General features: G+C 68.8%; 23 protein-coding genes. 10 read left to right on the top strand and 13 right to left on the bottom strand.

The window, feature by feature from the left end:
- Positions 1 to 31: 31 nt before the first annotated feature.
- Positions 32 to 2,632, bottom strand: a complete 2,601-nt coding sequence (locus Q0579_RS09055; RefSeq protein WP_298811494.1) for a helicase-related protein — start codon at positions 2,630 to 2,632, stop codon at positions 32 to 34.
- Between the two features lie 224 nt (positions 2,633 to 2,856).
- Between Q0579_RS09055 and Q0579_RS09050 the strand changes: the two genes are divergently transcribed.
- A complete protein-coding gene (locus Q0579_RS09050) occupies positions 2,857 to 4,353 on the top strand; it encodes a M23 family metallopeptidase (protein ID WP_298811492.1) in 1,497 nt (498 codons plus the stop codon).
- A gap of 128 nt (positions 4,354 to 4,481) precedes the next feature.
- Here the strand turns inward: Q0579_RS09050 and Q0579_RS09045 are convergent, their stop codons facing one another.
- From Q0579_RS09045 to Q0579_RS09020, 6 genes are all read right to left on the bottom strand, one after another.
- Positions 4,482 to 5,018 (bottom strand): LptA/OstA family protein, encoded by a 537-nt coding sequence (locus Q0579_RS09045; RefSeq protein ID WP_298811490.1) that lies wholly within the window; start codon positions 5,016 to 5,018, stop codon positions 4,482 to 4,484.
- A 5-nt stretch (positions 5,019 to 5,023) separates the two neighbouring features.
- Positions 5,024 to 5,662, bottom strand: a complete 639-nt coding sequence (lptC, locus tag Q0579_RS09040; protein ID WP_298811488.1) for an LPS export ABC transporter periplasmic protein LptC — start codon at positions 5,660 to 5,662, stop codon at positions 5,024 to 5,026.
- 16 nt (positions 5,663 to 5,678) lie between these two features.
- Positions 5,679 to 6,299, bottom strand: coding sequence for a ribonuclease D (locus Q0579_RS09035; protein ID WP_298811485.1), 621 nt, complete (start codon positions 6,297 to 6,299; stop codon positions 5,679 to 5,681).
- Between the two features lie 66 nt (positions 6,300 to 6,365).
- Complete coding sequence (locus tag Q0579_RS09030) at positions 6,366 to 7,325, bottom strand: isoaspartyl peptidase/L-asparaginase (RefSeq protein WP_298811483.1); 960 nt, start codon at positions 7,323 to 7,325, stop codon at positions 6,366 to 6,368.
- A 19-nt stretch (positions 7,326 to 7,344) separates the two neighbouring features.
- A complete protein-coding gene (locus Q0579_RS09025) occupies positions 7,345 to 8,514 on the bottom strand; it encodes an acyltransferase family protein (RefSeq protein WP_298811481.1) in 1,170 nt (389 codons plus the stop codon).
- A 71-nt stretch (positions 8,515 to 8,585) separates the two neighbouring features.
- Positions 8,586 to 9,776, bottom strand: coding sequence for an acyltransferase family protein (locus Q0579_RS09020; protein ID WP_298811480.1), 1,191 nt, complete (start codon positions 9,774 to 9,776; stop codon positions 8,586 to 8,588).
- Between the two features lie 118 nt (positions 9,777 to 9,894).
- Here Q0579_RS09020 and ispG point away from each other — a divergent pair, with 118 nt between their 5' ends.
- The gene (ispG, locus tag Q0579_RS09015; RefSeq protein ID WP_298811478.1) at positions 9,895 to 11,019 is read left to right on the top strand and encodes a flavodoxin-dependent (E)-4-hydroxy-3-methylbut-2-enyl-diphosphate synthase; all 1,125 of its coding nucleotides are present in this window, start codon (positions 9,895 to 9,897) and stop codon (positions 11,017 to 11,019) included.
- 85 nt (positions 11,020 to 11,104) lie between these two features.
- Here the strand turns inward: ispG and Q0579_RS09010 are convergent, their stop codons facing one another.
- Complete coding sequence (locus Q0579_RS09010; protein WP_366522281.1) at positions 11,105 to 11,458, bottom strand: VOC family protein; 354 nt, start codon at positions 11,456 to 11,458, stop codon at positions 11,105 to 11,107.
- Positions 11,459 to 11,850: 392 nt separating this feature from the next.
- On the opposite strand from Q0579_RS09010, the gene Q0579_RS09005 reads away from it, so the two are divergent.
- Genes Q0579_RS09005 through Q0579_RS08995 form a run of 3 tightly spaced genes read left to right on the top strand, consistent with a single transcriptional unit; the run spans position 11,851 to position 13,552 of the window.
- The gene (locus Q0579_RS09005) at positions 11,851 to 12,750 is read left to right on the top strand and encodes a DMT family transporter (protein WP_298811476.1); all 900 of its coding nucleotides are present in this window, start codon (positions 11,851 to 11,853) and stop codon (positions 12,748 to 12,750) included.
- Complete coding sequence (locus tag Q0579_RS09000; RefSeq protein WP_298811474.1) at positions 12,747 to 13,226, top strand: GNAT family N-acetyltransferase; 480 nt, start codon at positions 12,747 to 12,749, stop codon at positions 13,224 to 13,226. Before Q0579_RS09005 ends, Q0579_RS09000 begins: the two co-directional genes overlap by 4 nt.
- On the top strand, positions 13,226 to 13,552 hold the full coding sequence (locus Q0579_RS08995) for a multidrug efflux SMR transporter (RefSeq protein ID WP_298811472.1): 327 nt from the start codon (positions 13,226 to 13,228) through the stop codon (positions 13,550 to 13,552). Before Q0579_RS09000 ends, Q0579_RS08995 begins: the two co-directional genes overlap by 1 nt.
- Positions 13,553 to 13,695: 143 nt before the next feature.
- On the opposite strand, the gene ppa is transcribed toward Q0579_RS08995, so the two are convergent.
- From ppa to Q0579_RS08980, 3 genes are all read right to left on the bottom strand, one after another.
- Positions 13,696 to 14,274 (bottom strand): inorganic diphosphatase, encoded by a 579-nt coding sequence (ppa, locus tag Q0579_RS08990; protein WP_298811469.1) that lies wholly within the window; start codon positions 14,272 to 14,274, stop codon positions 13,696 to 13,698.
- Between the two features lie 32 nt (positions 14,275 to 14,306).
- Positions 14,307 to 16,265: a peptidase M61 gene (locus Q0579_RS08985; RefSeq protein ID WP_298811467.1), complete on the bottom strand. Its 1,959-nt coding sequence runs from the start codon at positions 16,263 to 16,265 to the stop codon at positions 14,307 to 14,309.
- Between the two features lie 71 nt (positions 16,266 to 16,336).
- Positions 16,337 to 17,011, bottom strand: a complete 675-nt coding sequence (locus Q0579_RS08980; protein WP_298811465.1) for a DUF1345 domain-containing protein — start codon at positions 17,009 to 17,011, stop codon at positions 16,337 to 16,339.
- Between the two features lie 51 nt (positions 17,012 to 17,062).
- Between Q0579_RS08980 and hisS the strand changes: the two genes are divergently transcribed.
- The 4 genes from hisS (at position 17,063) to Q0579_RS08960 (ending at position 21,600) form a co-directional block, all read left to right on the top strand.
- Positions 17,063 to 18,271 (top strand): histidine--tRNA ligase, encoded by a 1,209-nt coding sequence (gene hisS / locus Q0579_RS08975; protein ID WP_298811463.1) that lies wholly within the window; start codon positions 17,063 to 17,065, stop codon positions 18,269 to 18,271.
- Between the two features lie 13 nt (positions 18,272 to 18,284).
- Entirely contained in the window at positions 18,285 to 19,361 is a 1,077-nt protein-coding gene (gene prfA, locus Q0579_RS08970; protein ID WP_298811461.1) for a peptide chain release factor 1, read from the top strand.
- Positions 19,362 to 19,469: 108 nt separating this feature from the next.
- Positions 19,470 to 20,294 carry a peptide chain release factor N(5)-glutamine methyltransferase gene (gene prmC, locus Q0579_RS08965; RefSeq protein WP_298811459.1) on the top strand — a complete coding sequence of 275 codons (825 nt, stop codon included), beginning with the start codon at positions 19,470 to 19,472 and terminating at the stop codon, positions 20,292 to 20,294.
- Positions 20,295 to 20,562: 268 nt separating this feature from the next.
- On the top strand, positions 20,563 to 21,600 hold the full coding sequence (locus Q0579_RS08960) for a DUF4167 domain-containing protein (protein ID WP_298811456.1): 1,038 nt from the start codon (positions 20,563 to 20,565) through the stop codon (positions 21,598 to 21,600).
- A 50-nt stretch (positions 21,601 to 21,650) separates the two neighbouring features.
- Here Q0579_RS08960 and Q0579_RS08955 read toward each other — a convergent pair whose 3' ends face one another.
- On the bottom strand, positions 21,651 to 21,962 hold the full coding sequence (locus Q0579_RS08955) for a hypothetical protein (protein WP_298811453.1): 312 nt from the start codon (positions 21,960 to 21,962) through the stop codon (positions 21,651 to 21,653).
- A gap of 115 nt (positions 21,963 to 22,077) precedes the next feature.
- Between Q0579_RS08955 and Q0579_RS08950 the strand changes: the two genes are divergently transcribed.
- Positions 22,078 to 22,509: a CBS domain-containing protein gene (locus Q0579_RS08950; protein ID WP_298811451.1), complete on the top strand. Its 432-nt coding sequence runs from the start codon at positions 22,078 to 22,080 to the stop codon at positions 22,507 to 22,509.
- 22 nt (positions 22,510 to 22,531) lie between these two features.
- On the opposite strand, the gene Q0579_RS08945 is transcribed toward Q0579_RS08950, so the two are convergent.
- Entirely contained in the window at positions 22,532 to 23,998 is a 1,467-nt protein-coding gene (locus Q0579_RS08945; RefSeq protein ID WP_298811448.1) for a lipopolysaccharide biosynthesis protein, read from the bottom strand.
- Positions 23,999 to 24,149 lie beyond the last annotated feature (151 nt).

Here is a 24,149-nt window from a genome sequence, read left to right as displayed (position 1 = left end):
GTCGTGCTGCCCGCGGCAACGACACCCGGCATCAATGCACGCGCATCAGGTCGCCGAGGCCGGCAAAGGCATTGCCGGGCCGCGCGGGCACCACGCTGGGCGTGGGTTTCGGGCGCGGTCGCCCGCGCCAGACGTAACGCGGGGGACCATCCTCCGCCGCCGCGCCGCGCGGACCGGCGGCGCGAAAGCCCAGTTCCGCCATCAACCGCGCCAGCGTCTCGGGCTCCAACCCCATTGAGGTCGCGAGCGCCGGGTCGGGCGCGAACGCCCCGCGCGCGCCGCCCTCGCTCGCCCCGCGCGCGTCGTGCGCCGCACGCGCGATCCGCTCGACCAGGTCGATCCGCACCGCCTGCGCGCCCAGCGGCCGATACCCCATGCCCAGCATCGCGCCGGGCGTGCCGCGCGGCAGCACGGTCGCGCCCGCGGGCGGGGCAGGGGGGGCCGCGCCATGCGCCGCCGCGATCAGCGCCTGCCGCCACGGTCGCGCATTCGGCTTGAGCAGCCGCGGATCGAACAGGTCGAGCGCGCCGATCGTGACGCCTGCGCGCCTGAGCCAGTGGCGCGCACCACCATCGAGCGCGTCGAGCGAGGCGGCGAGCGGCGCGCGCGGCGTAACGCCCGCGCCCGCCTCCAACGCCCCCGCGATGCTGCGGAGCGCCGGCCCGGCCTCCGCCGCGCGCGTCGCCTCCGACAGCTTGGCGAGTGCGGGCAGCCGACGGGCGATGCTCGCGGTCACCCAGTCGCGCACCCTGGCCGCGACCCGCTCGCGTAAGCCGGCGTCGAGGCAGGCGAGCGCGGGGTCGAGCACCACCGTCGGCCGCGCCAGCGAAGGCCCACGCGCCAGCCGCGCCAGCTCGACGCCGTTCGCGGTGATCGCGCCATCCTCGCCCAGCGCGAACGCGTCGTCGTCGCCGGCGATCAGCGCTTCGGCACGCCGGCGTCGCTCGGTGCCGAGCCTTTTCTCGGCGGTGGCGAGCAGCAGGCGCTTGTCGGCGGCGCGCGCTTCGGGCGCGACCGTAAAGCGGAAGCCGTCCAATCGCCCGATCGCGTGCGCGTCGATCGTCACCTCGCCCTCCGCACCGATCTCGACCGGCAATTCGCCCGCACCGCTACCGATCTTGCGCATCAAAGCGGTGGTGCGCTTGTCGACGAACCGCTGGGTCAGGCTCGCGTGGAGCGCGTCGGACAATCGTTCCTCGACCTCCAGCGCGCGCGCCGCCCAGGTTTGCGGGTCGGCGAGCCAGTCGGGGCGCTGCGCGATGTAGGTCCAGCTGCGGATCGCCGCGATCCGCCCCGCGATCGTCTCGACATCGCCGTCGGTGCGGTCGAGCCGCGCGACCTCGTCGGCGAACCATTGGTGCGGGATGTGCCCTTGCGCCAGATAGTTGAACACGCGACCGACGAAGCGCGCGTGCGGGTCGAGCCCCAGCTTGGCGAAATCGGGTATACCGCACGCCGCCCACAGTCGCGCGACATTGCCGCGGCCCCGACCTTCACCCGAACGCCCGTCGGCCGCAACGCGCACCGCCGGATCGTCGGCCAGCCGCTTCAATACCTTGAGGTCCAGCGCCTCGGGCGCGGGGCGCAGCATCGTCACGGTGCCACCCGGCATCTCGGGCTTCCTTGACAGGCTGGCGATCAGCGCGTCGATGCTGCGCAGGTCGGGCTCGCCCTCGCGCCAGTACAACCAATCAAGTCTGGGGAAGCGATGCCCCTCGATCGCCTGTATCTCTTCGGGCAGGAACGCCTCGTCGCCTTCCTCGGTCAGCGCGCCGAACGTGCCGTCGCGCTGGTGCCGCCCCGCGCGCCCCGCGATCTGCGCCATTTCCGCGACGGTCAGCCGCCGCCGCCTGCGTCCGTCGAACTTGTGCAGCCCCGCGAAGGCGACGTGACCGACGTCGAGGTTCAACCCCATGCCGATCGCGTCGGTCGCGACCAGGTAATCGACCTCGCCCGCCTGGAACATCTGCACCTGCGCGTTGCGCGTGCGCGGGGACAGCGCGCCCATCACCACCGCCGCGCCGCCGCGCAGGCGCCGAAGCATCTCCGCGGTTGCGTACACTTCCTCGGCGGAGAAGGCGACCACCGCCGACCGCCTAGGCAGGCGCGACAATTTCTTTGCAGCACCATAGGAGAGCGTCGAGAAGCGCGGCCGCTCGACAATCTCGATGCCGGGGATCAGGTTGCGCAGCACCGGGCGCAGCGCCTCCGAGCCCAGGATCATCGTCTCTTCGCGCCCGCGTGCGCGCAGCAGCCGGTCGGTAAAGACGTGCCCGCGCTCGGGACCGGCTCCCAGTTGCGCCTCGTCGATCGCAACGAACGCGAAATCGCGGTCAAGCTGATCGGTCGAGCGGCTGCTCTGGCCCGACCGCGGCAGTGGCATGCTCTCCACGGTGCACAGGAACCAGCGCGCGTCCTTGGGAACGATCCGTTCCTCGCCCGTCACCAGCGCGACACGGTCCTTGCCCTTGATCGCGACGACGCGGTCGTACACCTCGCGCGCCAGCAGCCGCAGCGGAAAGCCGATGCAGCCGCTCGAATGCGCGCACATCCGCTCGATCGCGAGATGGGTCTTGCCGGTGTTGGTCGGGCCCAACACTGCCGTCACTCGGGCGTTGTCACGCGCACTCATTGCCCGCCCTACATCGGGTCGCGCGCGGGGGGATGCAATCACTTCCTTCGGGTCGCGCGGCTTCGTCGCGCGCGGCGGGCGTCCGGTCGCGAAGAATACGCCGGCGCCGCGCGGTTAATTTGACTTTAGGGTCTCGCGTCCACAACGCGGCGACCCAGGTGCCGGGGGGATGCGGCGCACGCCTGTCAATCGTGTCGGGTGTCAATCGGGGCGGGGACGCCGTTTTGTTTCTGCGTGAACAGCAAGGGCTGGAACTGGCGGGTGCCGCGGGATCGGCGCGGATGCGCGCGCTCGTGCCCGCTGCCGCTCCGACGATACCGCTCGGCGAAGCGCCGCTGCTCGATCGTCTGCGCGACGCCGCTTACCGGACCGACTGGGTGCCCGATCTCGGCCAGAACATCGGCAGCCGCACCTGGTGGCGCGGTGCCGCGACCTGCGCCGCTCTGATCGCCGCGGCGTGGATGACGCGCCCCGGCATCCCGCCCGTGCTCGGCTACGCCGCCCCGGTCGTCACCGGCGCGGCGCTGGAGGAAACCCGCACGCAAGCGATCGCGCCCTTGGGGCTCGGCGCCACCACCGGACGTCGCATGGCCGCCTCGGGCCTCGTCCGCCATCTGGCCGAAACGCCCGAGCGGCCGCAGATCGACCTGACCGTCACGCTGGGCGACGGCGATACGCTCGGCCACGCGCTGCAACGCGCCGGTGTCGGGATGAACGAGGCGGCGCGCGTCGCGACGCTGGTCGCCGGCGCAGTATCGCTCGACCAGCTCAAGCCCGGCACGATCCTGTCGCTGACGATGGGGCGCCGACCGTCGCGGCTGCAACCCCGCCCGGTCGAGAAGCTGTCGTTTCGCGCCGGATTCGACCTGAACCTCGCGGTCAACCGCGCGGGCGACGACCTGCTGCTCGACCGCCAACCGATCAGCATCGACCGGGCGCCGCTGCGCGTCCGCGGGCTGGTGGGTGACAGTCTCTACCGCTCGATGCGCGCCGCGGGCGTACCGGCGCGCGTGGTCGAAGCGTATATCAAGGCGGTCGCCGCGCGCATGCCGATCGGCGACGTCGGTGCCGCCGACACGTTCGACATCGTGGCGGATCAGGCGCGCGCCGCCACCGGCGAGGTCGAGGTCGGGCAACTGCAATACGCCGGGCTCGCCGACGCCGCCGGCCACCGCCGTCTGCAACTCGTCCGCTGGGGCGACCAACAGGGTGAAGGCGGCAGCTTCATGGACCCGGCGGGTCAGGTCGAGCGGCGCGGCTTCATGGGGATGCCCGTCGCGGGGCGCGTCACCTCGACCTTCGGCTACCGCATGCACCCGCTGCTCGGCTTCATGCGGATGCACAAGGGGCTGGACATCGGCGCTCCCTACGGCAGCCCGATCTACGCCGCGATCGACGGCGTCGTCTCGTTCGCGGGACGCAGCGGCGGCTACGGCAATTTCGTCAAGCTCGCGCATGCCGGCGGCTATGCCTCGGGTTACGGCCATATGAGCCGGATCGCGGTGTCGCCCGGCACCCGCGTCGCGCGCGGTCAGGTGATCGGCTATGTCGGGTCGACCGGCATGTCGACGGGTCCGCACCTGCACTGGGAAGTGTGGCGCAACGGCGTGGCCGTCAATCCGCGCTCGATCTCGCTGTCGAGCGTGCAGACCGTGTCGGGCGACACGCTGCGCGGGTTGAAGGCGAAACTCGCCCGCCTGTTGGTGGCCCCGGTCCGCTGACGCACAACAAGCTCCCCTCCTGCAAGGGAGGGGCTGGGGGTGGGTAGAGCCGTCAAAGGCGGCGCGTTGCCGTACCCCATCGACCTATTCAGTAGCCCTTGGTCGCGTAAGGAACGACGTAGTCGTCTTCAGCTTCGTTTCGGAACCGAGAACGTCCCCGTCACACGGCCGGTCGGCGCTTGCTGCACGTTGCCCGCCGCACCGCTGCCGCTGCCGCCGCGCACCGCCGATCCGTCGATCACCGCGCGCCCGGTGTCGAGGTTGATCGTCAGCCGCGCGCCATTGACCGTATTCGGCCCCTGCGTCAGCCTGACCGCGCCCAGCATCGTGATGACGCGGCGATTGAGGTCGTAGATCGCATATTGCCCGCGCGCGGTCTGGTCTGGGCGACGCACCGTGACCCCGCCCGACGCGTCGAGCCTCGACACCTGCGGGTTCCCGTCGATCACCTGTCCGGTGTAGGCGACGTTCATCCGCGCCGCGTTCAGCGTCATCTCGGCCTGTTTCACCGCGACGTTGCCGGTCAGCACCGCGCGGTTCGCCTTGTCCTGCAACTCGATCTGGTCGGCGCCGAAATCGATCGGTGCGTTGGTGTTGTGCTTGCTCTGCGCGGCCACGGGGGCAGCCAGCACGAGCAGCGACAGGAGCGGGAACTGGCGGCGCATGGCGCTCATTTCGTTTGTCCGGGCACGATGCGCAAGCGTGCGTTGCCGTTCAGCCTGACCGTGCGCGATTCCAGATCGGCCGACATGCTGTTCGCGCTGAAATTACCCTGCCGGACCGTGCCCGTCACCGGCGCGGTCGAGGTCAGTTGCCGCGTCTTCAGATCGACGTCGGCGCTGGAGGTGTTGAGCGCGTAATTGTTGGGCGCGCGCACTGCGATCGGTCCGTCGACTCGTACCTTCTCGGTATCCATGTCATAGCGTGCGCGGGGCGCCGTCAGCCGTGCGGGGCCGTCCTGCAACTGGATCGCCGCCGCCATCTGCTGGATCCGCACCACCGCCTCGGCCGAGCTCTTCTGCACCGCCGAGCCCGCCTCGAGCTCGAACGGCTGCCCCTTGCTGTCGGTCCCGCGATAGGTCGCCGATTGCAGCTTCAAGCGCTCCTTCGCGACATCGACCTTGTTCTTGTCGAGCACGAACGACACGTCGCCCGCCATCGTCAGCGGCGCCATCACCAGAAACGCGGTCAGCACGCCGATCGAGGCGGGGATGACCCAGTTGGACGTGCGGATCAGACGGTCGTGCCGACCACCCGGACGTGCCCATTGCTGGCGATCCGACAGGGTCCGGCGGGCAAGCTCGCTCATCAGCTCCTCCGATGGCTCAAGCGTGCGCGAAGATGTCGACCTCGGGCCAGCCCGCAATGTCGAGTTCGGCCCGCGCCGGCAGGAAGTCGAAACACGCCTGCGCCAGCGCCATCCGCCCTTCGCGCACCAGCCGCTTGTCCAGTTCCTCCTTCATCCGGTGCAGGTAACGCACGTCGGAGGCGGCATAATCGCGCTGCGCGTCGGACAGCTCCGGCCCACCCCAGTCGGACGATTGCTGCTGCTTGGAGATATCCTGGCCGAGCAGTTCCTTGACCAGCTCCTTCAACCCGTGCCGATCGGTGTAGGTGCGCACCAGCCGCGACGCGATCTTGGTGCAATAAACCGGCGCGGCCACCACGCCCAGGTAGAAGCGCAGCGCCGCAATGTCGAAGCGGCCGAAATGATACAGCTTCAACCGCGCAGGATCGGCCAGCACGCGCTTCAGGTTCGGCGCGGCATAATCGCTGCCGGGCATGAACCGCACCAGATGCTCGTCACCCTGCCCGTCGGACAATTGCACCACGCACAAGCGGTCGCGCGGCGTGATCAGCCCCATCGTCTCGGTATCCACCGCGATCGCGGCGCCGGGCGCGAACACGTCGCCGGGAAGGTCTTCCTCGTGGAAATAAACAGCCATGCGTCTCGCCGTAGCTTGCGCCGCGCGTCCGCTCAATGGGCGTGAGTGTTCATTCACCCCCGATCTTCACCCCTCGTCGGCGTAGATCGCGACCTTTGCCTCGATGTCTGCCGATACCTGCCCGCGGTACATGCCCTGCGTGGTGAAGCTCCATACCGGCTGTCCGTCCGGCCCGGTCACGATCACGCCCCCGCTGCCGCCCAGTGTCTTTACGCCGGCCATCACCGCGTCGGCCGCGACCTGCAGCGGCTCGCCCAGCATCCGCACGCGCGCGCCGATCTCGTGTCCGACGCTCTCGCGGATGAAGAATTCGCCCGATCCGGTCGCCGACACCGCGCAGGCGCGATCGTCGGCCCAGGTGCCCGCGCCGATCAGCGGCGAATCGCCGACCCTGCCCCAGCGCTTGCCGGTCACGCCCCCGGTCGAGGTGGCGGCGGCGACATGGCCGTCCTTGTCGCACGCCACCGCGCCGACCGTGCCGTACTTCATGTCGACGTCGAACCAGTCCTCGCTTTCCTTCATCGCGGCGAGTTGCGCGCGACGTTCGGGGATCACGAACCAGTCCTCGCCCGCCTGCTCGACGCCCTGCTCGCGCGCGAACGTGTCCGCGCCCGCGCCGGTCAGCAGCACGTGCGGGCTGTGGTCCTTCACCGCACGCGCGAGGCTGACCGGGTTGCGCGCGCCCGTTACGCCGGCGACCGCGCCCGCCGATCGGTCGCGCCCGTCCATGATCGCGGCGTCGAGCTCGACCCGCCCCTCGAACGTCAGCACCGCCCCGCGCGCGGAATTGAAATGCGCGTCATCCTCCAGCACGCGCACCGCCGCCTCGACCGCGTCGACCGCCGCACCGCCGCGTGCCAGCACTGCACCCCCGGCCTCCAGCGCGCGGGTGAGGCCGGCGCGCGCGCCCCCGTCCTGCTCGGGCGTCAGCACGCCGCGCGTGATGATCCCCGCGCCGCCGTGGATCACCAGCGTCCAGCGCGGCGGATGCGTAAGCGTCGAGCGCGGCGGATGCTCGGTCGTCATCGATTGCTCCATGTGATGTTCAGGCGATCGCAGGGCGCGGATCGACGTGGGTGCGCTTCGACGCGTGACGCCTCAGCCCGATCAACGGCCGGACCAGCGGTATCCTGCGCCCGACGAGGTAGAACGCCCAGCATCCCGCCACGGTCGCCGCGACCAGGATCAGGAAATCGGCCAGCACCGGCAATCCCGCGCGCGTCAGCCACCAGCCCACCACCACGATCACGGTCTGGTGGATGATGTAGAACGGGAACACCGCCTCGGTCAGCATCGGGCGCCAGCGATGGTCGCGGTTCCAGTGGCTGTCGGCGAACCCGATCAGCGCGGCGATCGCGAACCAGCCCTCCACCGCGCGCGCGACCGAGAACAGCTCGCCCACCCCGTGCGGCGCGCCCGCCACGCCCGGCCAGGTCAGCTCGATCCCGGCGACGAGTGCGTAGGACGCGAGCGCCACGCCCGCGGCCAGCTTCCACCAGCGCACGAAACTCGCCAGTGTGCCGTCGGCGCGTGCCAACGCGAACCCGAACAGGAAAGCGGGGAAATAGGTCGCGTGCGCCACCCAGTCGCCCAGCACCGCATGCGTCTCGCGCCCGCCCGGAAACAGCACCAGATTGACCAGCACCATCCAGATGAGCGGCAGCAGCATCAATACCGGCCCGCGAAACAGTGCCTCGAACCCGCGCTGCGCGCGCTCGCGCAACCGCTTGGGCGTCACCGCTACCGCCAGCGTGATCGCCAGCGTGTAAAGCCACAGGTAAGCCACGAACCACAGGTGGTTCCACGTCGGCAGCGGCACGCCCATCGCCGCATCGAAGCGGAAATAATCGTGCCACCAGAACCACGCGTAATTATGCGGATAGCCGCGTTTCGCCACCAGCTCGACCCATGCCTGCGGCGGCACGATCACCGCCATCCCGAAGATGAGCGGGACCAGCAGCCGCGCCGTGCGGTTGCGTGCGAAGCGCCAGCGGCTCGAATGGCGCTTCAACAGCGCGCGGCTGGCGTAGCCGGAGACGATGAACAGCAGCGACAGCCGCCATGGGTTGGTCGCCATCATCGGCACCGTCGCCCAGCGCGGACCGGCGAGTTTCACGTGATAGTCCCACGGCACGAAAACCATGCCGACATGGTAGAGGATCAGCAGCGCGAAGGCGCCGATGCGGAGCCAGTCGAGCCCGTAATGGCGTTGCATGGGCGTGCGCCTAGCAGCTTCGCCGCGCCCACGCCAATCACGCGCCCGTTACCGGGCCATCCACCAGAGGCTCATTCCGCCGCGACCAGGCCCGCGCGCGGCGTCGGCGTCGGCGGCAGCGCGCCCAGCCCTGCCAACGCACGCAGCGGCGGCACCGCGCGCGCCAGCAGGTAGAAGCCGACACACGCCGCCGTCGTGGTCGCCAGCACGATCGCGAACCCGGCGGCGGCGGACAGACCCAGCGGCACGATTGCCCAGGCGGTCACCACGATCACCGGATGGTGGATCAGGTACGCAGGGAACACCCCCTCCGCCAGCCGCGCACGCCATGGTGCGTCGCGGTTCAACCAGCGATCGGCGACGTGCAGCAGGATCAGCAGCATCGACCACGCCATCGCCACCTGCGCGGCACGCTCGGCGGCGGCGAGCAGGTGCGGCGGCATCTCGCTGCCGGGATAACGATGCTCCACCCAGGCGGACAGGCAGCCGCACAGAAGCGCCACCGGCAGGGCGGCGTCCGCGTGCGCGGCGATCCGCTGCCACAACACGCTCGACCCGCCGAGCGCGAAGCCGAACAACAGGAACGAGAGATATTGCACGTGCCCGCTCCAGTCGGTGAACAACCCGTGCTGTTCGGGCACAACGAACATCAGCGACAGCCGCGCCGTCGCCAGTAACGCGATCGGTGCCCACAGGATGCGGTTGTTCGCGGTCAACACCTCGATTTGCGCTTGCACCCACTCGGACCCGCGCGCCCGGACCAGCAGCACCAGCAGCATGGTGTAGGTCCACAGATACAGTACGAACCACAGATGCTCCCACGCCGGGAACCCCAGTCCGTAGCGGGGCGCCGGCAGCCAATATTCGTGCAGCCAGTAACCGCCCAAGGGTAGCGGATCGCCCGCCAGCCGGGCGCGCACCCACAATTCGGGCGGCAGCAGCACCAGCAACCCGAAGGCGAGCGGAATCAGCAACCGCTTGCTGCGCCCGCGCGCGAAGTCCGCGAGCGAGGGTGAGCGCATCAGCAGCCGCCGCGTCGCGAACCCCGATACCGCGAACAGCAGCGGCAGCCGCCACGGCGTCAGGAACGCGAGCGGCACCACCAGATCGGAATTGGTTTGCGGCCATTTGATCACCCAGTGGCCGGGCGCGAACACCAAGGTCGCGTGGTACAGGATCAGCAGCGCGAACGCGCCGATCCGCAGCCAGTCGAGGCCATAGTGCCGACCGGACAAATGCCGGACAGGGGGAGCGGGACGCATCGTGCGGGCATAGCTTGCCTTCTCTCAACGAAACATTGCTGATACAGCCGATCCGGTCTGAATCTCGGGTCGGCAAGCCGGGCTTTCGGCCGGGCCTGCGCGCGCGTATATGGGCGGCATGTCCATTCGTCCGTGGCGTGACATCGTCCGCCGAGAGAGCCGCCAGATCATGGTCGGCAACGTTCCCGTCGGCGGCGGCGCGCCCGTCACCGTGCAGACGATGACCAACACGCCCACCGACAATGTCGGCGCGACGATCGACCAGATCCGCCGCTGCGAGGATGTCGGCGTCGACCTGATCCGCGTCTCGTGCCCCGACGTCGAATCAACCGCCGCGCTGCCGCAGATTGTGCGTGCCGCGAACGTGCCGATCATCGCCGACATCCATTTCCACTACAAGCGCGCGCTGGAAGCCGCCGACGCGGGTGCGGCCTGCCTGCGCATCAACCCGGGCAACATCGGCTCGCCCGCCCGCGTTGCCGAGGTCGTGCGCGCCGCCAAGGCAAACGGTTGCGCGATCCGCATCGGCGTCAATGGCGGCAGCTTGGAAAAGCATCTGCTCGAGAAATACGGCGAGCCGTGCCCAGACGCGTTGGTCGAATCCGCACTCGACCACATCAAGCTGCTCCAGGACCACGACTTTCACGAATACAAGGTCGCGGTGAAGGCGTCGGACTTTTTCCTCGCGGTCGCGGCCTATCAACAGCTCGCGGGCGTGGTCGATTGCCCGCTGCACTTAGGGATAACGGAGGCGGGCGGCTTCGTCGGCGGCACCGTCAAATCCTCGATTGGTATCGGCTCGCTGCTGTGGTTCGGCATCGGCGACACGATCCGCGTGTCCTTGTCGGCCGAGCCCGAGGACGAGGTGCGCGTCGGTTTCGAGATCCTGAAGGCGCTCGGCATCCGCAACCGCGGCGTCCGTGTCGTCTCGTGCCCCAGCTGCGCGCGCCAGGGTTTCGACGTGATCCGCACGGTGCAGGCGCTGGAGGAGCGGTTGCAGCACATCCGCACGCCGATGTCGCTCTCCGTGCTCGGCTGCGTCGTCAATGGCCCGGGCGAGGCGCGCGAGACCGATATCGGGATCACTGGCGGCGGCAACGGCAAGCACATGGTGTATCTGTCGGGCGTCACCGACCACCATGTCCAGGACGCGGGCATGATCGACCACATCGTTCGCCTGGTCGAGGCCAAGGCCGCCGAGATCGAGGCACACGCGGCCGCCGCCAAACTCGCAGCGGAATAGCGTCGCGCGGCCGGAGCCCGGCTCAGCTGACCGCCTGTTCGCTTCGAGGGATTCGCGGACGCGGCGGGGGCGCTGATCGGTCAGGTTATTCCGCCTGCATGATCGCGAGCTCAAAACCATTGGGATCGCGGAAGTGGAAGCGGCGCCCGCCGGGGAAGGCGAAAACCGCGCGGCTGATCGTTCCTCCCGCAGCGATGACACTGCGTTGTGCCGCATCGATGTCCTCGACCAGCACCACCGCGAGCGGCATGCTGGTGGCCTCGCTCATGTCGCCCTGGAGTCCGAGGTCGACGGTACCCGTCGTGGTCGACGAATAGCTCGGGCCGAAATCGGTCAGATCCCACCCGAACACCGTCGCGTAGAACGTCCGCGCCGCACCGAGATCGCGGGCGGGAAGCTCGACGTAATTGATCCGAGCCACGGAATCGATCTGGGCCAAGGGCGTCCTCCTGCGGTGATGGTCGCTCGCAGCGTAGACGCCGCGCCCTACGTCGTCACGCCTCGCGCGGCTATCGACGTAGCGCCGTTCGGGGTGGCCACCGCCATTCCTCACCGGCTCCATCGGCCGCAACGATCGTTCTCCCGCCATCGGACAACCGACTTATGCCGAACATGCAGAGGATCGTTTGCAACCCGGATCGCCGATCGCCCGGTCGTTCCTTCCCTGTCCTATCCGCCCGTGATCGGCCATAGGCGGCACGTGCCCGCTTCGATGATCCCGCCCCAAGCCAGCGCCGTTCTCGACATGATGTCGAGCCGCGCGCGCCGCGTGCGCGTGAACCTCAACTTTCTCAACTTTGCCTCAATTTCGGGCATCGACCGGGCACGGCGATGACCGCGCGTCAGCTATCGCCCGCACTAGCCTTTACGGTCGCTGCCGCGGGCATCGGGCTGTTCTCGATCATGGACGCGTTCATGAAATCGCTGGTGCTCGGCCTGGGCGTCTACAATGCGCTGGTCTGGCGCACCGGGCTGTCGACGCTGTTCGGCGGCACCGCATGGCTGGCGAGCGGTCGTCCGCGCCCGACTGCCCGCGCGCTGCGCCTCCACGGCTTGCGCGGCGGCATCACCGCGGCGATGGCGTTGCTGTTCTTCTGGGGCCTGGCGCGCGTGCCGATGGCGCAGGCGATCTCGCTCGCCTACATCGCCCCGCTGCTCGCGCTGCTGCTCGGTGCGTTGTTCCTGCACGAGCGGGTGGGACGCCGCGTCGTCACCGCCTCGTTCGTCGCGGTCGCGGGCGTCGGCGTAATCCTGGCGGGACAGCGAAGCGCCGTCATGGGACCGCAGGCGTTCGAGGGCGCGGTCGCGATCCTCGCCTCGGCCGTACTCTATGCCGTCAACTTGGTCGTCGCGCGCCTGCAAAGCCAGGCCGCGCGGCCCGCCGAGATCGCCTTTCTGCAATCCGCGCTCGTCACCGCAATCCTTGCCGGCGCCGCGCCGTGGCTGGCGGTGCTGCCTCCCTTAAGCGAGTGGTGGAAGATCGCGGTTGCCGCCGCGCTCGGCACCTCGTCCTTGTTCCTGCTCGCCTGGGCTTATGCGCACGGTGAGACGGGCTATCTCGCCACCACCGAATATACCTCTTTCGTCTACGCCGCCGCACTCGGCTGGCTTGTCTTCGGCGAGCGCGTGCAGCCGACCACGCTCGCCGGCGCCGCGATCATCGTCGGCGCATGCCTGTACGCCGCGCGTCGTCGCGATATCGCGCAATCTGCGATAGAGCAGGCGGTATGACCGATATTCGACCTGCTACCCACGCCGACGTTGCGACGATCCTGCGCTTCATCCGTGAACTCGCCGCCTATGAACGCGAACCCGATGCGGTCGAGGCGACCGACGCGAGCCTCGCGCTCGCGCTGTTCGGCGAACATCCCGCCGCCGAGGCCGTGATCGCCGAGGAGGCTGGCGAAGCGATCGGCTTCGCATTGTTCTTTCACAATTTCTCGACATGGACCGGGCGGCGCGGGCTCTACCTCGAGGATTTGTACGTCACGCCGGACGCGCGCGGGCGGGGGGCGGGGCGTGCCTTGCTCGCCCATCTCGCACGCCTGGCGCTCGACCGCGGCTGCGGACGCTTCGAATGGTCGGTGCTCGACTGGAACACCCCGGCGATCGATTTTTATCGCAAGATCGGCGCGGTGCCGATGGAGGAATGGACGATCCAGCGCGTGACGGGCGACGCGCTCGTCGCACTGGCGGGGCGTGGCTGATGGCGTGGGTGCTGCTGATCGTCGGTGGCTTGTTCGAGATCGGCTTCACTACCTGCCTGCGCCACGTCGACAACTTCCGCAACATACCCTGGACGCTCGGCTTCCTTGCCAGTGTGGGATGTTCGATGACCTTGCTGGAGGTCGCCTCGCGCAGCATCGCGATGGGAACCGCTTATGCAGTGTGGGGCGGGATCGGCGCGCTCGGCACCGTGATCGTCGGGATCGTCTGGTTCGGCGAACCCGCCAGCGCGGTCCGCCTGCTGCTGATCGCGGGCGTCGTCGCCTGCATCGCCGGCTTGAAGCTGACCGCCGGGGCAGTCGCGTGAGCGGAGCAGGCGCCTCTGCCGCAACGCTGTAATCGTCTGAGATCCACGTACGACAACGCCGGGGAGCTCGCCCGTTGCGTGCTCCCCGGCGTCACTGATGAGCGTGCGACGCGAACGCCGCCACCCGTCGTCAGGATAGAGGCTTATTCGCGACCCGGAACGTCGTGGTCGTGCGGCTCCTCGCCCTGCGCCTTGGCCGCGTCATAGCGTTCGATCGCTTCCAGCGTGATCCGGCGCGCCTCGTCGCGGTCGCCCCAGGTGCCGATCCGCACCCACTTCTTCTTCTCCAGGTCCTTGTAGTGGGTGAAGAAATGCTCGATCTGCTCGAACACGATCTCGGGCAGATCCTCACGGCCATCGACCTTGGTGTAGTAGGGAAAGGTCGAGTCGACCGGCACGCAGACCAGTTTCTCGTCGCCGCCGGCCTCGTCTTCCAGGTTCAGCACCGCGATCGGGCGCGCGCGCACCACGCAGCCTGGAATGAATGGCGAACGCGACACGACCAGCGCGTCGAGCGGATCGCCGTCGGGCGACAGCGTGTGCGGCACGAAGCCGTAGTTCGCCGGGTAACGCATCGGCGTGTGCAGGATGCGATCGACGAACAGCGCGCCCGATGCCTTGTCGAACTCGTACTTCACCGGCTCGCCGCCGGTCGGCACTTCGATGATGACGTTCAGGTCGTCGGGCGGACTCTTGCCGACCGGGATAAGATCAATACGCATTGAATTCCCTTGTTGAGATCACGCCCCGTGGCTCAGCGCGGTTCGAGCAGGCGGTCGAGCCCGGAATCACCCTTGCCGATTTTTTCGAGGCGCGGGTAGCGCAAGCCCCCGTGCCAGTCGAGGGTCACCGTGCGATACGCGTCCTGTTGACGGACGATCAGCTGGATCGGCACGCCGCCCGCCTGACCGTTGCCCGCCTGGCCGTTGGCGGTCTGTGCGGCCCGGATCGCCTTCTTCAGCGCATCCGCCGAGTAAGGCTGCCCGTTGATCGACACGATCGTCGCGCCGACCGTCAGCCCGGCGTTGAAGGCGGGGCTGCCCCAACTGACGCCGGTGACCCCGCCCTTGCTCTCGCCCTCGCTGACGACCAGCCCGCCCGAATAGGTCAGGTCGGTGATCTTGCGTGACGACTCACCGCTCTTGAACGACGGCGTGGGCGTATCGGCATAGGTCAGGCGATAGCCGTTGCGCTCGAACCCCGAGATCGGCGCGCCGGGCGCATGCTCGGTCAGTCGCTGGCGCAGCAGCGTCGCCCAGTCGTAAGGCTGAATCTTGTTGAGCGTCGCCGCCACGTCCTCGAACGTATAGGTCAGCTCACCCCAGTCGCCGTCGCGTACCCCGAAGAATGCGCGCGCGAAATCGTCGATCGATTTCTTGCCGCGCGACAGCTCGCGCAGCCGCGAATCGACCTCCATCCAGACGAGCAGCCCCTCGTTGTAATAATCCTCCGAGCGCTGCCAGCTCGTCCAACCCTTTGGCCTGCGCGCCGAGATGATCGGATCGTTGGTGGTGTCGAGCAGATCGCGCCAGTCGCGCGCGCGCTGCGAATCGTAGCTCGCCGCGATCGCCGCGAGCTGGTCGAGCGTGTCCTGCTTGCTGACGAGGCCCGAGCGCGCCTGGAGGATATAGCCCCAGAATTGCGTCTGCCCTTCGTACACCCACAGCAGCGAGTCGCGCATCGGCATGCGGAAGTCGGGTGTCCACAGGTCCGCGCCGCGGCGGAACTTGCCGTCCCACGAATGGGTGAACTCGTGCGGCAAGAGGTTGCGGCGGCCGGGGCCATCGTCCCACTTGGTGAAATAACCCGGCGTCACGCCGTTCTCGCTCGACCGGTGATGCTCCAGCCCGATGCCGCCCAATTGATCGGTGATCGACAGCAGGAACTCGTAATGGTCGTAATGCTGCGCGCCAAAGGTCTTCACCGCCTGCTCGACCAGTCGCTTGTGCGCGTCGATCTGCGCCGGCGTCGCGGCGAGCTCGGCGGGATCGTCGGCGAAGAGGTTCAGGTTCACGCGCGACGACAGCGGCACGACGCGGCCGTACTTGCCCGCCAGCATCGGCGAATCGACCAGGATCTCGTAATTGGTCGGCTCGTACGCGTAGGTCGATCCGGTCACCTGCGCCTTGAGCGCGCCGGCCGCGGTCCAGCCGTCAGGGTATCTGACCGTCATCTGCACCGGGATCTGCCGGGTGAAATAGCCCGCCGGGTAGAGGCTGACCGAGTTCGGCTCCATGCTGATCATCGTCGGCGTCGCGACGATCCGGCCCTGATCGCCCTTGGTCGCGGAGATGAACTGGAACGACGCCTCCAGCGCGGTCACGCCCGCGGGCACGTCCAGGTGGAACGCGAACACGTCGACGGTGTCGCGCGTCCACGGGATCACCTGACCGTTCGCCTTGAACACCAGACCGGCGAGCTTCTCGATCTCACCGCGCGGGCTGTGCGCGCCCGGCAACCATTTCGGAAACAGCAGCACCATGTGCCCGGCGGCCGGAACCGGGATCGTCTCGGTCACGCGGAAGATGCCGCGCGTCGTGTCGGTCGCGTCGACGTTGACCTGGAGCGTGCCGGGGAAGCGCACGTCCTTCGCCTCGGGGATCGTGTCGACGATCGGCACCGGCTGCGGCGCGGAATTGCCCGCGGGCACCTGCGCGGCGGCGGGCAGGGCGGTCGTGGCGAGCAACGTGGCGGTCAGGAAAGAACGGATCATGCGCGGCGCGGTCCCCTGAGTGATATTCTGGTGTATGTCAGAACGGCTTACCGTTCACAGACCGCCCGCGTCTAGCCTCCCGCACCGCCGATCGTGTTGATGGTGAAGGCGAGGATGCCGAGGTTGAACACGAACGCCGCCAAACACTGCCCAAGGGCCACCCGCCGCATCCGCCCGCTCGACAGCGTCACGTCCGAGGTCTGGAACGTCATACCGAGCGTGTAGCTGAAATACAGGAAGTCCCAGTAATCGGGCTCCTTCGTGCCCGGAAAGTCGAGCCCGCCCGCGTCCCCCGCGCCATCGTCGTCCGCACCATAGAACAGATGCGCGTAGTGGAGCGCATAGACCATGTTCGAGAACAGCCACGCGAGCGCGAGCGTCACGATCACGAGCGCGATGGCGAACGCGTCGTTCTTGCCCTTCAACTCGCCGTTGACCGCGACCAGAATGACGAAGGTGGTGCCCGCGGTGATCGCCAGCAGCAGCGCGCGATTGGCGTCGTTGGCGCGCGTCGCCTGCCGCATCGCCGCGGCCGAGGATTTGCGGAACAGGGAGGCGAGCGACAGCAGGAACGCCAGCGCGCCGAGATCGAACCCGCCCATCACCGCGCGGCCCTTGCCCGCGACCGGCCACAACAGGCCAGCGCCAGCGAGGCACACGACCACGAACAGCACGAAGCGCGGCGGCGCTACGCGTTGCCCCAGCATCCGCTTGATCCCGGTCCACTGGCCCGCTGTATCGTTCATCGAGCAAGCGCTAGCGCGAGCGCGGCGGCTCGCCTAGATACGCGCGCGTTTATGGCCCGTATCCAGACCCCCAATCGCGTGCGTGGCACGCAGGACATCTTTCGCGATGACGAACGCCGCTTCGCGCACGTGCAATCGACCTTCGACCGTGTGCGCCGGCTCTATTGTTTCGAGCGCGTCGAGGTGCCGGTGTTCGAGGACACGCAGGTGTTCGCACGCTCGATCGGCGAGACGACCGATGTCGTGTCGAAGGAAATGTACACCTTCCCCGATCGCGGCAACGACAGCCTGACGCTGCGCCCCGAGTTCACCGCGGGGATCGCGCGCGCCTACATCACCGGCGGATGGCAGCAGTACGCGCCGCTGAAGCTCGTCACCAGCGGCGCGGTGTTCCGCTACGAGCGGCCGCAGAAGGGCCGCTACCGCCAGTTTCACCAGATCGACGCCGAGATCCTGGGCGCGCCCGAGCCGGCGGCGGATGTCGAACTCTTGTGCCTCGCCGACCAACTACTCCACGAACTCGGCATCGCTGACGGCGTGACGCTGCAACTGAACACGCTGGGCGACGCGGAGACGCGCGACGCCTGGCGTGCCGCGCTGGTGGCGCATTTCGAAGCGCACCGGACCGAGCTGTCGGAGGACAGCCTCGCACGGCTCGACAAGAACCCGCTGCGTATTCTCGATTCAAAGGACCCCCGCGATCGTCCGATCGCCGACAGCGCGCCCGACATCGACGCCTATCTGACGTCGGAGGCGCGCGCGTTCTTCGACGCGGTGACCGCCGGGCTCGACGCCGCCGGAGTCGCGTGGACGCGCAACGCGCGGCTGGTGCGCGGGCTCGATTACTACCGCCACACCGCGTTCGAGTTCGTCACCGACCGGCTCGGCGCGCAGGGCACCGTGCTCGCGGGCGGGCGCTATGATGGTTTGGTCGAGAGCCTGGGCGGGCCGGCTACCGCGGGAGTCGGCTGGGCCGCGGGAATTGAGCGGCTGGCGATGCTGCTGGAGAAGCCGGCGTTCAGCGGACCCGACGTGGTGGTGGTGATCGAAGATGAGGCCGCGCAGGCAGAGGCCACGGCGGCGCTCGCCAAGTTGCGGCGCGCCGGTGTCTCGGCCGAACTCGTCGCCACTGGCTCACCGCGCAAGCGCTACGACAAGGCGTTGAAGCTCGATCCGGCGGAGACGGTGACATTCCGTGCCGACGGGCACGCGGTACGCGTGCTGCGCGGGGCGGGTCGCGCGCAGGCGGTGCTCGGTTGAACGGCGCGCGCGCATGACCACCATCTCCCCTGATCGCATCCGCCAGATCGAGGCGCGGCGCGACGAGCTGTCCGCGTTGATGGCGACGGGCAATCTCGACGGCGATCGCTTCGTCGCGGTGTCGAAGGAATATGCCGAGCTCGAACCCGTAGCAGCGGCCGCGGGCGAGGTGCGCCGGCTGCGCGCCGAGGCGGAGAGCCTCCAGTACATGACCGACGACGCCGACGCCGAGCTGCGCGCGATGGCCGAAGAGGAGCTGCGCGAGAACAAGGCCGCACTCGCCGAGGCCGACCGTCGCCTCGCGCTCGCGCTCTTGCCGCGCGATGCCGCCGATCAGCGCTCGGCGATGCTCGAGGTGCGCGCTGGGACCGGCGGCGACGAGGCGGCGCTGTTCGCGGGCGACCTGTTCCGCATGTACCAGCGCTTCGCCGAGGAGCAGGGCTGGCGCGTCGAGCTGATCTCGGCGTCGGACAGCGACGCGGGCGGGTTCAAGGAAGTGGTCGCCTCGATCACCGGATCGGGGGTGTTCGCGAAATTGAAGTTCGAGAGCGGCGTCCACCGTGTCCAGCGCGTGCCCGTGACCGAGAGCGGCGGGCGCATCCACACGTCCGCGGCAACGGTCGCGGTGCTGCCCGAGGCGGAGGAGGTCGACGTCCAGATCGACGAGGCGAAGGATCTGCGGATCGACGTCTATCGTTCCTCGGGTCCGGGCGGGCAGTCGGTCAACACGACCGATTCCGCGGTGCGCATCACGCATTTGCCAACCGGACTGGTCGTGATCCAGCAGGACGAGAAGTCGCAGCACAAGAACAAGGCGAAAGCGCTCAAGGTCCTACGCACCCGCCTGTACGAGGCCGAGCGCGAGCGGCTGGCGGCCGAGCGATCGGGCACCCGTCGTGCGATGGTCGGATCGGGCGATCGGTCGGAGCGCATCCGCACCTACAATTTCCCGCAGGGCCGCGTGACCGACCACCGCATCAACCTGACGCTCCACCGCCTGCCCGAGATTCTCCAGGGTGAATTGGGCGAACTGGTCGGCGCGCTGATCGCGGAGGATGAGGCGGAGCGGTTGGCGACGCTGGATGCGTAGGTCGTCCTGCTGCGTGCCGCAGCAGGACTCGACCAAGCACGGCCGGCAGGAGCGCCGCTCCTGTTCGACGGCGCGGCTTCGCCGCGGCGTGACCCGGTCCGCATCGTGATGCCCCCCTCGGCCCCCCGCGCCGCACTCGCCGCCGCTGCGCAGCGCTTCGCCTTCTCCGCCACCCCGCGGCTCGACGCCGAGCTGCTGCTGGCCCACGCGCTCGGCATCACGCGCGAGCGCCTGCTGCTAACGCTCGATGACTGGTCGGTGCCGGCGGCGTTCGACGCGCTCGTCGAGCGCCGCGCCGCGCACGAACCCGTCGCGTATCTTACCGGCACGCGCGCCTTCTGGACGATCGACCTGCATGTCGCGCCGGGTGTGCTCGTCCCGCGCGCCGACAGCGAGACGCTGATCGAGGCGGCAGTCGCGCATTTCGCCGGCTCGTCAGGACCGCGCCGCGTGCTCGACCTCGGCACCGGCTCGGGCGCGCTGCTGCTCGCCGCACTCGACGAATGGCCCCACGCGACAGGGGTCGGCATCGACGCCTCGGCGGCGGCACTCACGATTGCGCGCGGCAATGCCGAACGGCTCGGCATGGCGGACCGCGCCCAGATAATCGCGGGCGACTGGCAGGGCACCGGCGCGGCGTTCGACCTTGTGCTGTGCAACCCGCCTTATATCGAGGCGGACGCAAGCCTGCCCGCGGAGGTGCGCGACTGGGAGCCCGCGTCGGCGCTGTTCGCGGGCGCCGACGGGCTCGACGATTATCGCCGGCTCGCCCCCGCGCTGCCATCGCAGATCGCCCCCGGCGGCGTTGCCTGTATCGAGATCGGATCGGAGCAGGGTGCGCGCGCCGCGGCACTGTTCCGCGCGGTCGGGCTCCGTGTCGCAATACGCCGCGACCTCGCCGGGCTCGATCGTTGCCTCGTTGTCACGCCTTGAACCTGGGTGACCGCGCCCTCATATTTCGCTTTGAGAACGAGCGGCGAGCCGCTAGAGCGCCCGTAGGGGCCCGCACAGACAGCGCTGTTTACCGCGTCGTTGTTATGGGGCGTTGAGCCCTCCCTTCGTCATCAGCCGCTGCAGTCCGGTGGCCATGGCAGGTCCGGTTCGCCCGTGCGCAGCCGTCCTTGGGAATGATCGCCCGTGCACCGAGGTCGGTGCCGTTCGGGAGCAGTGCCGTTTTAGGTTCGAGGACGAGGACACACTTTTGATCAACAATCGTCAGCAAGGCCGCCGTCGCGGTCGTGGCAATGGACCGCAGCGTCCCGGTGGCGGTGGCCAGGGGCAGCGCGACAGCGGCAACCGGATCGACAGCCGCGCACGCGGCAACGCCGCGCAGTTGCTCGAGAAGTACAAGAACATGGCGCGCGACGCGCAGATGTCGGGCGACCGGGTCAACACCGAATATTACCTGCAGTTCGCCGACCATTATTTCCGCGTGCTCGCCGACCAGCGCGGCCGCAACGAGGATCAGGGGCAGCAGCGCCGCCAGCAGCGCGACGATTTCGACCAGTTCGATCCGTTCGACGATTTCGGTGACGAGGGCGAGCCCGTCCGCGCCGACGAGATGCAGCGCGCACAGGAGGGCGATCGTCAGGGGGGCGAGCGTCAGCAGTCCGACCGCCAGCAGAACGATCGACCGCAGAACGATCGTCAATATGGCGACCGCCAGTACGGCGAGCGATCCGCCCGCGACGACCGCCCGCGCAGCGACCGAGATGATCGCCAGCGCGACGACCGGCAGCGCGACAGCCGCGACGAGCGCCAGCGCGAGGGTCGTGAGGATCGTCAGCAGCGTCAGCCGCGCGAGGAGCGTCCCCGGTTCGATCGCGACCGTCGTCCGGTCGAAGCGCGCGATGACGAGCGTCGCTTCCAGCGCCCGACGCAGGCTCCCGTCGCCAACGACGTCGACACGCCGCCGTCCGAGGCGCCCGCGCCGAACGCCGCACCTGCGCAGGATCTGCCGCCAGTGAGCGATGTTCAGGCGGAGGAGGCACCGCGCCGCCGGACCCGGACGCGCAAGCCGCGCGAGGATGCGGGGGATACGGCTGCGCCTGCCGAGGCGCTCGGTGCCGACCGGTTGCCGCCCGCGCTCGGCCTCGTGCCTTCGCGGCAGGACGTGGCCGCGCGCGACGACGAAGACGTCCCGGCGCCTGCTGGCGACGACGCCGCTGCCGAGGCGCCCAAGCCGCGTCGCCGCCGTATCGTGCGCGCCGCCAGCGGTGAAGCGACGCCTGCCGAGTAAGCGGGACTAGCCGGGCGCGCGGTTCTCCTGCGCCGCTCGGGCTGCGATGATCACGGGCCGACGTCCTTGAGGGGCGCTCGGCCCGTTCTCGTATCCAGCCCGGCCGCGTCGGCGGCCTCGTCGTGGCCAGTGCCCGAACTCATGAACGCGAGGCCCATCAGCGCCCCCGCCATCGCGATCGACCCGACCACGCCCCCGAACGTCGCCAGCGTCGCAATCCAGCCGAGCGCGCCATAGGCTCGCCCGACCAGCCACACCGCAACGAACGCGGCAACGATGCCGATCGCGGTCATCACGCCCAGAATACGACGAAAACGCCGCCACGCGTGTCGCGCCTGCGCGGGATCGTCCAAGCCTTGCACAATGCTTCCTTTCCTCGATCAAGCGCGGCGCGGCAACGCTTTGCAACAGGCGCGCGAACGTGAAATGATGTCTGCCGCCAGCCTATAGGCGCGAGACCATACAGGAGAGAAGGCGATGACCATCGCGACGATCCTCGGCGACAAGGGCGCCGACCTTGTGTCCATCTCCCCCGATCGAACCGTCGCCGACGCGGTCGCGCTGCTCGCCGAGCGGCGGATCGGCGCGGTGCCGGTGCTCGACAACAGCGGCATGGTCGCGGGGGTCTTCTCCGAGCGCGACGTCATCCGCTGCTTGCGCGAACACGGCGCGGCGGCGCTGGATCATCCAGTCTCGGCGGAGATGACGACGCCTGCGGTCACCGTTGGCCGCGAGGATTCGGTGCTCGGCGCGCTGTCGCTGATGACCAGGCGGCGCATCCGCCACCTGCCGGTGGTCGAGGCGGGCGCGGTGGTCGGGATCGTCTCGATCGGCGATCTGGTCAAATACCGCATCGACCGGATCGAGGCGGAAGCGCGCGCGATGCGCGACTATATCCAGCAGGCGTGACGGGCGCGATGCGTGACGGCGCTCAGGCGCGGATCAGCGCCATCACCTCGCGCACGGTGCCGCGGGCCAGACCGAGCAACAGCCCGGCATAACTGACCGCGCCCGCCGCCACCAGGAACACGAGGTGCGGCACGGCGGAGAGCGGGGGCAGCAGGCGATCGAGCCCGAGCACCACCAGCGCCATCGCGCCGGCGCATAAGGCTGCGGGTGCGATGGCGCGGGCGACCGAGCCCCATGTCACGCCGATGACCGGCAGCGCGCTACGGCTTCCGAGCGCGAGGTAGAGCGGATAGGCGACGACCCACGCGGTCGCGAGTCCCGTTACCCCGCCGCGAACCCCGATCAGGAAGGCGAGCGTCAGCAAGCCGGCGCCGATCGCCCCGTTGACCACGCCAACATCGGGACGCCCGACCGCGTCGCACGCCGGCGAATAGAGGACCTGCAGCGTCATCACCGGCATCGCGAAGGCGAGCAGGCGGACGGCGGGCACGACCTCGCCCCATTTCTCGCCCAACACGGCATGAACCAGCGGCTCGGCCGTGGTGGCGAGCCCGACGTAGAAGGGGAGTGCGGCCAACATCACCAATTGCACCGCCTTCAGGAACGCGGTGGCGCGCGCCGCGCGGTCGTGCTGGATGCGGGCATAAGCGCTGAACGCGACCTCGTTGAGCGGCGGCACGAACTTCGACACGAAGATCTGAGCCAGGAACAGGCTGGTGGTGTAGATACCGAGCAGGTGCGGCGACAGCGCGCGCCCGGCGATGAACACGTCGCTCTGGCTTTGCAGGAACCAGAAGAGCTGCCCAAGCGCCATCAGCCCGCCAAACCGCATCAACTGGCCTGCGCCGCCGAATCTGAACAACGGACGGACCAAAGCGCGCGCGGCCCAGGTCAGTCCCACCGCGCGGGTCAGGTACAGCGCCCCGGGTGCGGCGACCAACGTCCACACGCCCCAGCCCGACAATGCGCCGATCAGCGCGGTCGACGCCGACATCAGCGAGGCGGCGATGTTGACCTTCGCCTGACGACTGAAATCGAGCTGGCGGCTGAGCAGCGCGGAGGGCAGCGCGATGAACGGCGTGGTCAGGTACAGCAGCGATTGCACGCGGAGCATGTCGGCGACGATCGGCTGACGGTAATAGGCCGCGAGCAGCGGCGCGACGATCACCTGCACCATTGCCAGCGTCCCGTTGAGCAGCAGCAGCAGCCCGAACAATTGCCGGATGTCGCGCTGCGTCACCTCAGGCTGACGGATCAGCGCACTCGCCAAGCCATAGCCGTCGAGCATGTTGGTGAAGGCGAGCACGACCGCGCTCATCGCGAACAGGCCGTAGTCGCTCGGCGACAGGATACGGATGACCAGAAAGGTCGCGGTCCACTGCACCAGCTGCGACAGAATCTGGCTGCCCGAGCGCCACACGACCGCGTTGCGAATCTGCCGCACCAGCGGCGTGCGGCTATGTGTTGAGGCAGGCGAGGCGAAGGTCATGTGTCGCATCTGCCTGATGCGGGGCTACGTTTGGGTAAACGTGAGATGCCTCGCTGGGGCGCTCTGGAGGTGTCGTGGGGGCTTTTTTCGCGTTCTCTGCAACTTTTCTGCAAAAACCGTTTGACGGTATCGTGGTGGTCCCCTAGATGGG

It is taken from the genome of uncultured Sphingomonas sp. (genome assembly GCF_936927845.1).
Classification (GTDB): domain Bacteria; phylum Pseudomonadota; class Alphaproteobacteria; order Sphingomonadales; family Sphingomonadaceae; genus Sphingomonas.
This window is presented reverse-complemented; position numbering and strand designations above follow the sequence as displayed.